Consider the following 14,820-nt stretch of genomic DNA (forward strand, 5'->3'; position numbering starts at 1 on the left):
CATTGACCGTAAACTCTTGTAGGTATAGATCTCTACAATCTATTCTAAATAACTTAGTCACACTCTGTTCTCACATGTTAATCCCCCTTACTTATATTAAAGCTCCTTAATCTGCTTCGTAAGTTCCATAAATCGTTCATCCAGAGCTTTATATTCTTTGTCTTTAGAAGTTAAAAAGCTTAATTTCCCTAATACTTCTTGTCTTTCTGTTTCTAACGTTAAACGTAGCTCTTCAATTTCATCTCTAGTTTTCGTAGGTTCTTCAAGCTGCTTTTGTATCGTATTGTTTACAAACACAAGTTTTGTGTTTGTTGTTTTCTCCAGAAAATATCGATCATGAGAAACAATAACGAGTGTTCCGTTATACTCAGCTAATGTATTTTCGAGCTGTTCACGTGAAGGCAGATCAAGATGATTCGTTGGTTCATCTAAAATAAGTACATCTTTTTCATCTAAAATATAAGCCATTAGCTTACATTTTACTCGTTCACCCATACTCATATATCGAATCGGCTCTTTCCATTGGGAAGGTTCAAACCCTAAATGTTTCATTAAATTTTGGACTTTTCCTCTTTCTTCAAACGTCTCTTTGAAAAATAAATCTTCTGGTGTTTTTTCCAGCGGTAAATCAAATACTTCTTGTGTTAAATAACCGATGTTTGCTGAAGGTGAAATCCACACTTCTCCTTCAGCAGTTTCGTTTCCCATAATCATCTTCAGTAAAGTTGTTTTCCCGCTACCGTTTGGTCCAACAATCGCAATCTTCTCACCGTGTTGAATTGTAAAATTAACGTTTTCAAATAATATTCGATTATTAAATTCTTTCCGCAATTGTTTTACTTCTAAGAAACGTTTTCCTACTTTTTTACTCGCTTGAATAGAGAATTCAACTGAATACTCCTCTTTCACACGTTCTACCTTCGTTTTCTCTAGCTCTTTTTCGAGACGTTTTCGTTTCGACTTCACTTGTGCATCCATGCGCTTCGCTTTTACACGATAAAATTCTTTAACTCCTTCTTGTTTTGTAGACTGCGCATGTGCCTTTTGTGACCATGAACTTAGTTCTTTTATATGAGTTTCTACTTGTTCTATCTTTTTTTGTTGTTTTTCATATTCACGCTGCTGCGTCATTCTTTTATGCTCACGTGCTTTCATATAACTCGTATAATTCCCGCTATGATCAATTAATTTCTTATCCTCAATTGACCATATTCTAGTCGCGACAACATCTAAAAAATATCGATCATGCGATACGACGATAACTGTACCTTTCATATTTTTTATTTGTTTAATAAGAAATTCCGTACTCATCTCATCTAGATGATTTGTCGGTTCGTCTAATATTAAGACATTAGGATTTTCAGCAAATCCTTTTGCTAATCGAACTTTTAGCTTTTCACCACCACTTAAAGTAAGAAAATCATTCGTTGGCACGCCCCATTTCGCAAGAAGTTCTGCTTCTTTTGCAATTATATCCTTACTAACAAAAGATTCTTTTTCTTGTTCAACATATGCTGTTGTCATGTTCATTTGCATCCATTCAACAGTACCTTTTGAAGGCTCAATCTTCCCATTTATTAATTGAAGTAACGTTGATTTACCGGCACCATTTTTACCAATTAATCCGATAACATCCCCTTGTTTTACTGTCACATTCATTTTCTCTAACAACATATTTTCCTTTATTTCAACATAAACATCATTTAATTTTAATAGTTCTTTCATAATACCGATCCCTTTCATTAAGGGAGAATAAAAAAATCCTCCCAAATAAATTTGGCAGGATTAGTCGTTAAAATATTTATACCCAAATAAGCTATTACGCAAATCAAATAGCAAAACCGTTGTTTGGAATTGGGCAGACTAATCCTATTTTTTATAAATTGAAATGTATTGAATTTCAACATTTAAAAATAAGATTAGTTAATCATCGTCCACCCATCATTCCTTTCCGTCGTTAATAACCATATTGTACCATACTAGTACTGTATGAGTAAATGTAATTATATGTGCTGTTAAAAAGTTGCTTTCTTTTAGATTTATTTATCATTCCTTAACTTCATGTTGAATAAGCACAAATTACATTGATTGTAATACGTCCTTTAGGTTTCCCCAGTAATAAATTTTATATAAAAACAAAATCTTATTCATTATCCAATAACCACTTATTGTTTTTCGATAAATTTTTATTGATTATTCCCTTAGAATAAGCTATTATATCTTTACAAAAAATATTAATGTAAGGATTGAATTTATGGACAGGACATTAGAAATCACAAAGTTAAATATGTTTGTAAGGATTTTTATCCTCCCGATTATAGTAGGGATACTTGTTGGTATACTAACGAAATTGGGGCAAGGTATACTTCCAGGAAATTGGCATTCATTAGCTAACTTAGGAAGCGTTTGGTTAGTTCCATCCTTTTTCGTGGCTAGCCTTAGTTATTCTAAGCGTACAGCTATGCTTTCTGGTATCCTTGCACTACTCGGTATGGTATTAGGCTATTATGGTTATGCAATAGTTATTAAAAATGTAGCTCACTCTATTTATTTTATATCTGTATGGATTGTATGTGCATGTATAGGAGGAACGATCTTTGGAATTGCAGGTTTTCTATGGAAAGATACTACAAATCCACTTCATAAATTCGGAAGCGCACTTTTAAGTGGAGTTTTTGTAACGGACGGAATTCACATTCTATTAAACTTTGAAGATTACAGTCACATGTTACCTGTTGGATATACGGAAGTGATAGTCGGAATTATCTTGATTCTTGTATTAGAACGCTCTAATGCTTATCGTGTGTCTTCTTTCTTAATGATGATTCCTATCACTATTTTGGGATTAATTGGGTATAAATTATTAAGTTTGTTTACTTAATTACAATACTATATCATGAAAAAACAAAAGACTAATTGTATTATAGTCCACAAAACATATCACGTATTCGAACATTATACTTATACATAGGATAGGATCCATGAAGCTATCTCTTTCAAAGGGGTGGCTTTTTTCTTACAAAAATATTTATCAGCTTTTTATTAAATCCTTCAAATTTAACAATCGTATTTATTAGTGTGTCATTATACATACTAATATGACGTTTTACCATTTCATATAACCGCTAAAAAAAGGCTAAAAAACTTATTTCCAAAGCTCTTTAGCCTAGATCACTTATTTATACATTATAAAATTTAATTCGTACAACCGTACCTTTACCAACTTCTGAATGGATTTCTACACTATGTCCTAATTGCTTCGTAATTTCATATACGAGATATAGCCCCATTCCAGTTGATTCTTTAAAATCTCTACCATTTTCTCCTGTAAAGAAAGGTTTAAACACTCTTGGTAAATCTTGCTTCGGTATGCCTACACCGTTATCAGCAATTTCAAGTATAACATTATTACCTTCCTTACAAGCTTTCACTTTAATCTTCTCTCGACTACCAGATGAATATTTAATCGCATTTGATAGTATTTGTCCAATTAAAAATTGTAACCATTTCGCATCACTTTCTACTGTAATATCCTTATCAATTTTAAGCTCTGGATATACAAAATTCCGGATAAAGAAGCGTTTATGTTCATGCACAGAATCATTCACTATTTTATGTAATTGTACTCTTTCCACATAAAAATCTTGTGTAAATGCTTCTAAACGTGCGACATACAGTGCCATCTCTAACCCCTTTTTCAGCCTATCTGTTTCCTCATTTATACTTTCAAAACGTGGATCCACTTCATCCTGTGTAATTAATTCTATTACAGATAAAGGTGTTTTCATTTGATGAATCCACTGATTCATAAAAGTTAAATGATCATTATTTTTTCTTTCTTGTATGTGGAGCTGATTTTGATAATGGCGATATTGTACCTCAAGTAAGTCTTGAAGTGCAGCAGATATAGCTGCAAAATCAGATTTTTGAACAGATTCATCTAAAGATTGCATCGGGTTTGCTAATCGTTCATAGAAAGTACGATGAGTAAAGTAACGAAGTACTAAATAGCCTACCATAAAAAAGGCACCTAAAAACATTGCATACAATGCCGTCGCGATATGCTTATGCCCATCAAACCAATAAACGAGAAATATGGATAATAGTTGAATGACTGTAAAACAAATAAGAGGTATATGATCACGTATAAACAGCCTTATCATTTTTCCATACCAGTATCCCAAGTAATATGTAGTCTATATCCAACACTACGAATCGTTTCAATCGCATCCTCAATATGTATTGTTTTTAACTTTTTTCGCACACGTGTTGTATTTACACTTAATGTATTATCATCAACATAGGATTCGCTATCCCATAATTTATTTAACAACACTTCTCTACTCACAACACGCGGATAATTTTTCATTAACATTTCTAATAAAATAGCTTCATTTCTCGTTATATCAATTTCTTGACTCTTAAGCTTCAATACAAGCCTTTCAGGATATAAACAAAGTCCATGTTGCTCAACCATCCGTTCTTCTACTTTCGGTGCATAATCTCCGTAAGCACGTCTTAAATGACTTCGAATTTTAGCCATTACAACTTCGTAATGAAAGGGCTTTGAAATGAAATCATCTCCACCGTTTTCTAACGCCATAACTTGATCCATCGTACCTTCACGGGCTGAAATAAATAATATCGGACATGTAGAAATTCCACGAATTTGACGACACCAATAATACCCATCAAAACTCGGTAAATTAATATCTAATAAAACTAACTCTGGTTGTTCTTCTAAAAAAATATTTAATACATTTTGAAAATCCGATACAATAATTCCTTCATACCCATATTTCGCAACATGTGTTGATAATAGTTCTGCAATTTTCATATCGTCTTCTACAATCATAATTTTAACCATGTGTTTACTCCTTTTTCGATCCACAATCTTATATTCAATTATATAAAATAAATACTACCTTTTTTTATATAATCCGTAAATCAAAAAAGATACTTTTATACAAAATCATCCTTCTTCTATCATTTCTTATTTAATATGGAATTCACTCATAGTAAACCCCAATTTCTCCACATAATTCATCCCTAATTCCATTCGAGCAGTCTTCAGCGGGTCAACCACTTGACAAACTTTTAAATTGCCGGCAGCCGATAATAAAAGTGTTGCATCAGCTTTAGACATTTCTAATTCTTCATGTAAAAATGTCACCATATTACGTACAGCACGATTCGCTGCATCATCTAGCAATTTTTCTGAAGCTATCGTCATTACTTTTTCTTTTTGAATAGCCATTGGTAGTGGCCATTTTTTCCCTTTTATAATTTGGACTGTTACGGTTACCTCACCAGCAACTTCTACTCCACTAACCCCAATTTCACCGTCACCCATCGCTGCGTGTAAATCACCTAATGCTAATAGAGCACCAGGAACATTTACAGGTAATAATAATGTTGTCCCTTCTTTTATCTCTTTACAGTCCATATTCCCGCCGTGATCATGTGGTGTGCCACATGAAATGCTCGCTTCTTTCGGCGCTGTTCCAATTACACCGATCATTGGATTAATCGGGATTTGTAGTTCATTTGAAAACAAAACATGTTCATTATGTACTGAGACAATTTTCACTGTATTTTCATGTAGCTCTTCACCCATTACACCAAGATTTGCACCTGTAGTTAAAACGCCTTTCTCTACAATTTTTATCTTTTCAATCGTAACAACTAATATATCACCAGGTTCTGCACCATTAATATATACTGGACCAGTCGCTGGATTAATCCGGTTCCAATCTAACTCTTGGAACACAACATCTTCAGAATTAATTTGATTTTCAAAGCAATCATATGTTTCAAATATAAGGCGACTCCCAATTTCTACTTCCATACATGGTTTATTTTCTGGTGACATTGCGTAAATGATATGGTCTTTCTGAATTCGATGCATATTATCTCTCCTCTTTATATTAGTCTACAATTACTAATTAGCTTTTTTCATAAAAGCTCCTTTTAATAATTAATGAATTTACATATGGAAAAGCACTTAGCTTATTTTCATACATACACTCTTTACTATAACAGGTAAAGAAAGTTGGTATCACTATGCCCCTTATTCCATATAACGAAAGCGATGTTGATTTACTAGCTCGTTTAATGCGTGCTGAAGCTGAAGGCGAAGGTCGACAAGGTGAACAACTTGTTGGCTGCGTAGTAGTAAATCGTGTATTTTGTGATTGCTTAGATTTTAAACAACTCCGTACCGTACGTGACGCTGTATATCAAAGCCCTGGTGGATTCGAAGCAGTGCAATACGGATATTTTTATCAACGCGCTCGTGAATCAGAAAAAGAAATCGCACGAAAAGTTTTACAAGGTGAGTGGCGCTGGCCAGCAAGATGGGCTCTTTGGTATTTCCGTCCAGTTGGAGCTTGTCCGCCCGAATGGTATAATCAGCCATTTGTAGGACAGTTTAAAAGTCATTGTTTTTATGAACCTAGTGGTGATGAATGTCCGAAATTGTATACACGGTAGTAAAATTTGGAACGCAAGTACTTAGCTGAGTACTTGCGTTGCTTTTTTTTAGAAATCTAATAATTCGATAAATTTTTCGATACCTACAACATGTATTAATAACGGTATACGAGGGCCACTGGACTGATTCATAATAAGCCTATAAATTATAATAAATAATTGTTTTTGATTTTCTTTCATTATTTTTTTATTTTCATGATGACAAAGCGCGTACAATTGTTCCATTAAGTTAGAGTAATCTTTGTTAGAACGAAGTATGTTGCAGACTTCTACTAGCCGTTCTTTCTGTCTTTCATTTAATGTGTTGTAAAACTCTGTATTTCTCTCTTGATTTACCGCAATTAATTTTTCAGATTGAAAGTTTCTTACCCAATACTCTGCACGATTACTTATCGCAATCATTTCAGGTAATCCGTAACTACTATCTATTTCCCCAAATATATTTTGTAAAATAGATGAGTCAAAATTTAATAACGGCAACGTTCCTGCTACTTGATTAAATCTCGGATATTCTTTAAACTGGCTATCAACTTTTGAGAGTTTAATTGCATCAAATAAATCTTCATTTTTGAGCGTTTTATTCTCATAACTATCTTTCAACCGTTCATATTCTGTATAATTGCGAATTACATCTTCATCAAGACCGATATGAAACGCTGCGTCTGGCCTATATTTTGCAAACATAAATAGAATCACTTCGGGCAAATACACTTTTAGCAACTCGCTAGGTGTAATACTATTCCCTGAGGAACTAGACATTTTTTCATGATGCCCTTTAATTCCAATAAAATCGTAAGCAATGTAATGAGGCGCTTCACGATTGAATATTTTTCTCGCAATTTCTTTTGATACATTATAACTACCCGTTTCTGATGAATGATCTCTTCCGCCCGGCTCAAAAACAACATCCTCTATCATCCATCTCATCGGCCAATCGATTTTCCAATTCAGTTTCATTTCATTTGTATTTAATACCGATAATTCAGTTTGATTTCCGCATTCACATTCATACCGAACTGTTTTTAATACTTCATCAAAATGTGTAATCGTTGTCGCATCTTTCCCGCATTTCTCACAATATAATGTAACCGGATAAAAGCCCTCTCGCTCTTCTTCACTACACTCTCCCGTTTTAAAACTCATTAAAATATCATATATTTCTTTTCTTTTATATAAAGCCTCCAATATGTTTTTGTTATATCTTCCACTTCTATATTCAGCATGTTGATATATGAATTCCACTTCAATCCCAAATACTTGAAGCGATTCCTCAAACTCTTTTTCAAAATGCTCGGCATATGAATTATGACATCCATACGGATCTGGTATATCACAGTATGGCATTCCGATATACTTTACAAAAGATGAATCAACATTTTTAGGGACTTTTCTAAATCTGTCGTAATCATCCCATGAAAATATAAAACGAGTCTTTTTCCCTAAATCTTGAAGCGCCCTTACAACAAAATAAGTCGTTACGATTTCACGAAAGTTCCCAATATGAACAGAACCAGATGGACTAATTCCAGATGAGCAAACAAAAGTTTCTTTGTTTGGATGTTTTCTAATTAATTCGTGTGCTACTTCATACGCCCAATGCATATACTACTCACCTCAATTATATTTTTGTTCTCACATTTTCATTTTTTTGCACTAAAAAAACTCCCACCCCCAAGATTATTCATCTTGAGGACGAGAGTTATTAGCTTCGCGGTACCACCTCAGTTTGTTAATATGTCGCCATACTAACCTCTTCAGGTACGGCAAAATATGCTTATACCCTATCTCTATAACGGGAGATCCCGTCGCACCATCCCTAAATAAATTAGTTCTTTGCGCAGCTCCAAGTCTTTTTTCATTAAGATGTATACTGCTCTTTCTCAGCTACCAGAGCTCTCTGTACGTATTCTTTCTTAACTACTCTTCTCTTCCATGCCATTTTACATATTAGTTTTTTCATATGATAATTTAAAATAGTTTTATTGTCAAATTTTTCCGAATCAAAAACATATACTTATCTAAAAAAATTCTTTATCGCCTCTAATTGAATTTTATGACTACACTCATCACAACAATATACCCCTTTTGGTTTCTCTTTAAATCGCTTATATTTTTCACTGCCTTCATACACACGAAATATATTTTTACAAGAAAAACAAACAATTTCATAAAACATCATATGCATTTTCCTCTCAATATTTATACATTTTTTTAATCACTCGAGAAAATCATTTTTTCCATGGTACAAATCTTAATATTTTCTGATTAAAAGGTTTGCCCCTATTCTTATCGAATTATATAAATATCTTATAAAGCGAGGTGAACATCTTGGACAGTAATATAGAATTAGTTTTAGATGCGAAAGCAAGTTTAGCTGAAGGACCATCTTGGAATGAAAAAAAGCAACTTTTATACTGGGTTGATATTGTGGAGAAACAATTATGCATATTTAGTCTTACCGCTAATACAAACCGAGTAATTGCTCTCAATCAACAAATTGGCTGTGTTGTTCCATATTTAGCTGACATACTACTCCTAGCTATGGAAAATGGCTTTTATTCTATTAATGTAGAAACAGAAAAACTGACACATATTTTTGACCCTGAACCACATTTATTTAAAAATCGTTTTAATGATGGAAAATGCGATCCGGCAGGACGTTTTTTGGCAGGTACTACAGATACATACGGTATTAATGCTGCTGGCTCCTTGTATTGTTTACATAATAATTTAAAGGTAGAGAAAAAAGTTTCACATGTAAATACATCAAATGGCATAGCTTGGTCACCTGACCATACATACCTTTACTATATCGATACACCTACTAAAAAAGTAGTTCGTTTTCATTATGATATATGCTCTGGAGTAATTCGTAATCCAAGTGATGTAATTATTTTCCCCGAAAATGACGGTCTACCTGATGGTATGACAATTGACGAGGAAGGTTGCTTATGGATTGCTCATTGGGGAGGTTCAAAGATTACTAGATGGAACCCTTCAACTGGTGAACAAATATTAAGTATCCCGATTCCAGCGCTATATGTAACATCTTGTACATTTGGAGGGCCTAATTTAACCGACCTATATGTTACAACAGCCAGAACAAGAATGACGGATGACGAATTAAAGCAATATCCACATGCTGGTGGTATTTTTCGGATTCAAACAAATGTAAAAGGTTGTCCTACCCATTCATTTTACAATAATAATATTGGAGCTGAAACACTATGAATCGCATTAATTTTATAAGACAAGAAGAAAAGAAATATCATGACCTTTGCTATGAACAATATAAACTATTTGAAACTGGTTCTTGGCTGTACAAGCCGGTTAAAACAGTTATGGATTTGATGGATTATTTTGAAGGAAACAACAACTTGCAAGTACTTGATCTCGGCTCTGGCGTTGGAAGAAATAGTATTCCCATTGCCCAAAAGATTCAAAATGCGAGTGGTACTGTTACATGTGTGGATTTACTTGATTCTGCTTTAACAAAATTACAAACTTATAGTAAAGAATATGGTGTAATTAATAATATTAAAACAGAACAAGTAGCAATTGAAAACTACTATATCCAACCTAATACTTATGATTATATCGTTGCAGTATCCAGTTTAGAGCATGTTCAATCAGAAGAAGATTTAAAAAAAGTGCTCCATTCCATAAAAGAAGGTACAAAAAGCGACGGTATGAATTGTTTAATTATTAATTCGAACATACAAGAAATTGACTTACATACAAATGAAGAGTTAGATGCTTTAATTGAAATTAACCTTCCTACTGAAGATATGATATATCTATTAAAAAGTATTTATAAGGAATGGAAAGAAATTAAAGTTGAAATAAAAGAATTAGTCTATGATATTGTTCGCGATGAAAGGCATATTCAATTAAAAACAAATGCTATTACGTTTGTTGTTCAGAAATAAAACTATAAAAGGTAAGGTTTTTCCCTCATATATTCAGAGAAACACCCTTACCTTTCAATTATAAATTCTTCAAAAAATTGCTTCGTTATTAGTTTTAGCTTTATCTAAAACATTATTTTTATTAGAAATACTATTCAGCTATTAATTGGATACGCATACTCAAATTATTTTTACCTCATGCTTGATTTTCTTCTGTTTGTTCATAAAACATCACTCCTTTCAAATAACCGTCCTTAATTACTTTCTATTATATATTATAAAATGCAAATTATAAGGAAAATATATTCCATATGCACAAATAGTTTACATAACATTTTTATGGTTTATTTATGTGTATAATCTACATCTCCCCCCAACCACACATACTATCTAAAACAGTACAGACTGCTTTTACATTCTTCATTTTTATTTCCTTCTTTAAATATATGTAAAAAGTAGGATTCACAAAAAAATTACAGAATTATATATATAACAAGTATTGGACGGATTATTTTCAAATTCCTCTATAATAAAGGTGGTATAAACAGTGTGAAACTTATACAAGAACGTAGCCTTACCGTAAAGACAACTTTTTCTAAAGAATACAAGATTTTTATTTTTGGTTTACTCATTTCACGAATTGGAGACTCATTGTATACTTTTGCGTTACCTTGGATTGCCTATCAATTAACCGGCTCAGCTGTAATAATGAGTTCTTTATTTGCTATTAACGTATTGCCAATCGTTTTATTTGGCCCTTTAGTTGGTGTAATAATTGATCGTTATGATCGAAAAAAGTTACTTTTGGTAGCGGATATTACTAATATTATTTTAGTTAGTCTTGTTCCAATACTACATTCATTACATCTATTAGAAATATGGCACTTGTACATAATTACTTTTATTTTAGCAGTTATGTCCATGCTTTTTGATGTAACAACTGTTACAGTCATTCCGCAAATTGCTGGAGAATCCTTAACGAAGACCAATTCTTTCTATCAAATGTCAATCAATTGGCTAGTTTATTTGGTCCAATGATAGCTGGGGTTTTCATTTCTTTTTTTGGCGGCTTTCAGTTGCTTTGGATTAATGTTCTTTCATTTATTGCAACATTAGTTGCTGTGATGTTATTACCGTCTATGAAAACCACAAATAAAAAATGTGAAGATAAAAATACACTTCAAAATGTACTATCTGATTTGGTTAATGGATTTACATGGCTCAAAAATGATCGCTTAAATATAGCTTTATCTTTTCAAGCTATGATAGGAAACTTTGGAGCAAGTGCGGTTTTAGGTGTATTCATGTATTATTTATTATCCACATTACAACTTACCCCAGAACAAAGTGGGGTGAATTATTCATTAATTGGAATAGGTGGTCTTTTAGGAAGCTTGATTGCAGTTCCTTTAGAAAAGAGGTTACAGCGCGGTATACTAATCCCTTTACTCTTATTTGTTGGGGCAATTGGCTTAACTTTTGCACTTTGGAGCACATATTGGCTCGCTCCCGGAATTGCTTTCGGTGTTGCAATGACTTGTAATATTGCATGGAATACAATTGTAGCCACAATTCGTCAGGAAACAGTTCCATCAAATATGCAAGGGAGAGTTTTAGGATTTTCACGTGTACTTACACGATTAGCTATGCCACTCGGAGCATTAGCGGGAGGCATTATTTCAGCTTATAATCCAGTGTTTGTATTTGTTTTAGCTGCTTTCACGAAGCTAGTTGAAGTTTTTATTGCACTATATAGTCCAATACGAAAACTATGATGAAAGGAAAGATAACTATGATTGGTTAATTGCAATTACGGATAAGTTTATAAAGAAAAAAGGCATTATGATATGCCTTTTTTCTTTACAATCATTTAACTGGATAACAAACTTCTGTAACCCACTTATTAGCATCCGACTCCATTGCTGGACTCACATGATAAATATTAAACATCGGGCCTGCTAATTCGTAACCTTCTGTCTCAATCCATTTTGCGGCTGCTTCATTTACCTTTGTCATTTGTTCATAACTTCCGCTTACTGTTACAGAAGCTACTTTGATTGGCTCTATTTTTTGAAAATAAACATCTTTTGTATTTTCATGCTTTCCTAAGATATTTAGCTGTATTTCTACATCTACATCATTTTCTTTGTATTCTTGATCATGGAAGACAGCGATACTATAACTCGGATGGGCCATACTAATATTTTTTATATGAATTTCTTGCATTAACATGGTCCATAAATCGCCTTCACAATTATATGATGGAATAACCTTTCTAACACTGGCTACATATCTTTCTGGAATTTCTTTTATTGAAACGTGGTAATTCATCTCAACAACATCCTCTCTCATCGTTTTCATTGAATCTTCGAGGAGACGTAATTGTTTTTTGAGGTTAGTCATGTCTTCTTTAATTTGAGCACTACGATTTAAAAATTGCTCCTTAATACCATCTATATTATCGCATTCTATTATTTCTTTAATGGTAGCGATATTAAATCCCATATTTTTTAACGTTTGAATTTGATTTACTTTCTTTAATTGGGCTGCTGAATAGTATCGGTATCCACTCTGCTCATCAACTTTTATTGGTTGTAATAATTCCACTTTATCGTAGTGTCTCAACATCCGAATACTAATGGAAGATAGTTTTGAAAAGTCTCCTATTTTAAACATAATTTCCTCCTATAAATTACATCTACTTCGAAGTTCAACTTCATCTTAAACAATGACATTGTGTGAGAGTCAACTGTTTCTAACACTTAACTTATATTTCTTTCATTCTTTCCCCTTCTACTTACCTCCTTCTTAAAGCTATAAAAATTGATATTAGTCCGTTAACAGCTAATAAAGTTACACTAATACTTGTAAATAAAGCTACGTCTGGCGCAAATATTTTAATCGTACGCCAAGGTGAACTCGTACTATAAGTAAAAAGTGGGATGAAAATAATAGATAATAGTAGGGATAGACTCCCTATGAATAACCAAATTACCTTTTTTACAGTTTTCATATGTTTATACTTTTTAATTAACATAATTGATATTATGAAAAGTATGAGTGTAACTACCAACAAAATAATTTGTGTTAATGGTATTTTTTTAGGGATATCAACCGGTTCTTCTCCATTCAAAATACTAATAATCCCCTTTTTCAAATCTGATAGTGCGGTTTCTTCTAATACATGATTTTTATTTGTTAAAATCACACCACTCCAGCCACTTTTATTTAAAGTAAATATTTCTGCACGAGCATCGGGCGTTGATCCTGAATGCCAAATCATCGTTTCGCTTTCATTTATATTTGTTGTTCTTAATCCAAAACCATAACTTTTTTCTGAATTTATTTGATAAAGTGGTGAAAGATAAAGATCCATGTTTTCTTGCTTTAAAAATTGAGGATTTTCTTGGCGATTCAAAAACATAATGAATTGAATCATATCTTCCAAATTCGCGGTAATATAACCATATGGTGCCCCGGCATTATCATAGAACACTACACTTTTTCTTGGTATGCCAAACCACGACTGATAACCTGTTAAATAGCCTTTTTCATATGCAGTTTCTTTACTTGCTGCCGCGCCATTCATATTTAACGGCTGAAAAATATACTTTTCCATATATGATGAATATGTTTCATTTGTGACTTCTTCAATAAGTGCGCCTAAAACAATATAATTTGCATTACTATATTGATATTTTTCACCTGGTGAAGCAGTTACTTTTACATTTGAAAGTTTCATTACATTTTCTTTTAATGCTGTAGAACTTTTAGATTGCTTATCTGATAATGCTAAGCCTTCATATGTGTTGATTCCGCTTGTATGAGTTAGTAGATGTTGGATTGTTATAGTTGAGGATATTTGAGCATTTTTTAGTTTAAACCAGGGGAGATATCGTTGAACTGGATCCTCTAATTTTATTTTTTTATCTTCTATTAATTTCACTATAGCTAAAGCTGTTAAAGATTTACTTATTGAGCCGATTGCAAATGGCGTTTTACTAGTTACCTTTTTTTCAGATTCTCCAGTAACCCCCATCGTTTTTGTGAAGAATACTTCTTTATTATGTACAATTGCAACAGCAACTCCTGGAATATTCTGTTCATTTATAAATTCTTCAATATACTTATCTAAAGTAGCTTTAATATTGTGCTGAGCATACACTTTTGGATGAACGATACATACTACTAATACATTACAAAGAATACATATTTGGAATAATTTATAGATAGTTTTCTTCATTATACTTTAGATAGCTTTCTTTTTTTATAATTTACTAAACTAATAAATACTACTACAGAGATTGTAAAACTACTCATTATTAATAATGAGTTCCACCATTGATTCTCTGATATACGATATAAAATATTATAATCATGAATCGGCTACACTAAGTTGGACAGATACTATAAGGGCTAG

At 32.6% G+C, this 14,820-nt stretch carries 12 protein-coding genes, 1 pseudogene and 1 other annotated feature; of the genes and pseudogenes, 5 read left to right on the forward strand and 8 right to left on the reverse strand.

Features of this window, described 5'->3' with window-relative positions; translation table 11 throughout:
- Positions 1 to 96: 96 nt before the first annotated feature.
- Positions 97 to 1,725 (reverse strand): ribosomal protection-like ABC-F family protein, encoded by a 1,629-nt coding sequence (abc-f, locus tag QCI73_RS14615; RefSeq protein WP_327924768.1) that lies wholly within the window; start codon positions 1,723 to 1,725, stop codon positions 97 to 99.
- 529 nt (positions 1,726 to 2,254) lie between these two features.
- On the opposite strand from abc-f, the gene QCI73_RS14620 reads away from it, so the two are divergent.
- Positions 2,255 to 2,881 (forward strand): DUF6518 family protein, encoded by a 627-nt coding sequence (locus QCI73_RS14620; protein ID WP_327924769.1) that lies wholly within the window; start codon positions 2,255 to 2,257, stop codon positions 2,879 to 2,881.
- 298 nt (positions 2,882 to 3,179) lie between these two features.
- Here the strand turns inward: QCI73_RS14620 and QCI73_RS14625 are convergent, their stop codons facing one another.
- The 3 genes from QCI73_RS14625 to QCI73_RS14635 all read right to left on the reverse strand — a co-directional run bounded on the left by QCI73_RS14625 (position 3,180) and on the right by QCI73_RS14635 (position 5,908).
- Positions 3,180 to 4,163, reverse strand: a complete 984-nt coding sequence (locus QCI73_RS14625; RefSeq protein WP_001992193.1) for a sensor histidine kinase — start codon at positions 4,161 to 4,163, stop codon at positions 3,180 to 3,182.
- The gene (locus QCI73_RS14630) at positions 4,160 to 4,867 is read right to left on the reverse strand and encodes a response regulator transcription factor (protein ID WP_327924770.1); all 708 of its coding nucleotides are present in this window, start codon (positions 4,865 to 4,867) and stop codon (positions 4,160 to 4,162) included. The genes QCI73_RS14625 and QCI73_RS14630 overlap by 4 nt, the downstream gene beginning before the upstream one ends.
- Positions 4,868 to 4,993: 126 nt before the next feature.
- Positions 4,994 to 5,908, reverse strand: a complete 915-nt coding sequence (locus tag QCI73_RS14635) for an acetamidase/formamidase family protein (protein ID WP_327924771.1) — start codon at positions 5,906 to 5,908, stop codon at positions 4,994 to 4,996.
- Between the two features lie 155 nt (positions 5,909 to 6,063).
- On the opposite strand from QCI73_RS14635, the gene QCI73_RS14640 reads away from it, so the two are divergent.
- Positions 6,064 to 6,492: a cell wall hydrolase gene (locus tag QCI73_RS14640; protein ID WP_327924772.1), complete on the forward strand. Its 429-nt coding sequence runs from the start codon at positions 6,064 to 6,066 to the stop codon at positions 6,490 to 6,492.
- A gap of 48 nt (positions 6,493 to 6,540) precedes the next feature.
- Here the strand turns inward: QCI73_RS14640 and lysS are convergent, their stop codons facing one another.
- Both lysS and QCI73_RS14650 read right to left on the reverse strand, forming a co-directional pair.
- Positions 6,541 to 8,094 carry a lysine--tRNA ligase gene (gene lysS / locus QCI73_RS14645; RefSeq protein WP_353823224.1) on the reverse strand — a complete coding sequence of 518 codons (1,554 nt, stop codon included), beginning with the start codon at positions 8,092 to 8,094 and terminating at the stop codon, positions 6,541 to 6,543.
- 83 nt (positions 8,095 to 8,177) lie between these two features.
- Positions 8,178 to 8,434 (reverse strand) — a binding site (T-box leader).
- Between the two features lie 72 nt (positions 8,435 to 8,506).
- Positions 8,507 to 8,677: a DUF2197 domain-containing protein gene (locus QCI73_RS14650; RefSeq protein ID WP_000551046.1), complete on the reverse strand. Its 171-nt coding sequence runs from the start codon at positions 8,675 to 8,677 to the stop codon at positions 8,507 to 8,509.
- 143 nt (positions 8,678 to 8,820) lie between these two features.
- On the opposite strand from QCI73_RS14650, the gene QCI73_RS14655 reads away from it, so the two are divergent.
- The 3 genes and pseudogenes from QCI73_RS14655 (at position 8,821) to QCI73_RS14665 (ending at position 12,175) form a co-directional block, all read left to right on the forward strand.
- Positions 8,821 to 9,723: an SMP-30/gluconolactonase/LRE family protein gene (locus QCI73_RS14655; RefSeq protein WP_327924775.1), complete on the forward strand. Its 903-nt coding sequence runs from the start codon at positions 8,821 to 8,823 to the stop codon at positions 9,721 to 9,723.
- Positions 9,720 to 10,421 carry a class I SAM-dependent methyltransferase gene (locus QCI73_RS14660; RefSeq protein WP_353823225.1) on the forward strand — a complete coding sequence of 234 codons (702 nt, stop codon included), beginning with the start codon at positions 9,720 to 9,722 and terminating at the stop codon, positions 10,419 to 10,421. Before QCI73_RS14655 ends, QCI73_RS14660 begins: the two co-directional genes overlap by 4 nt.
- A 528-nt stretch (positions 10,422 to 10,949) precedes the next feature.
- Positions 10,950 to 12,175: pseudogene (locus QCI73_RS14665) on the forward strand (MFS transporter).
- 91 nt (positions 12,176 to 12,266) lie between these two features.
- On the opposite strand, the gene QCI73_RS14670 reads toward QCI73_RS14665, so the two are convergent.
- The gene (locus tag QCI73_RS14670; RefSeq protein ID WP_353823226.1) at positions 12,267 to 13,076 is read right to left on the reverse strand and encodes a MerR family transcriptional regulator; all 810 of its coding nucleotides are present in this window, start codon (positions 13,074 to 13,076) and stop codon (positions 12,267 to 12,269) included.
- A gap of 121 nt (positions 13,077 to 13,197) precedes the next feature.
- On the reverse strand, positions 13,198 to 14,643 hold the full coding sequence (locus QCI73_RS14675) for a serine hydrolase (RefSeq protein ID WP_353823227.1): 1,446 nt from the start codon (positions 14,641 to 14,643) through the stop codon (positions 13,198 to 13,200).
- Positions 14,644 to 14,820: the final 177 nt, after the last annotated feature.

Origin of the sequence: Bacillus cereus group sp. MG16 (assembly GCF_040459875.1) — a bacterium.
Lineage (GTDB): Bacteria > Bacillota > Bacilli > Bacillales > Bacillaceae_G > Bacillus_A > Bacillus_A paranthracis.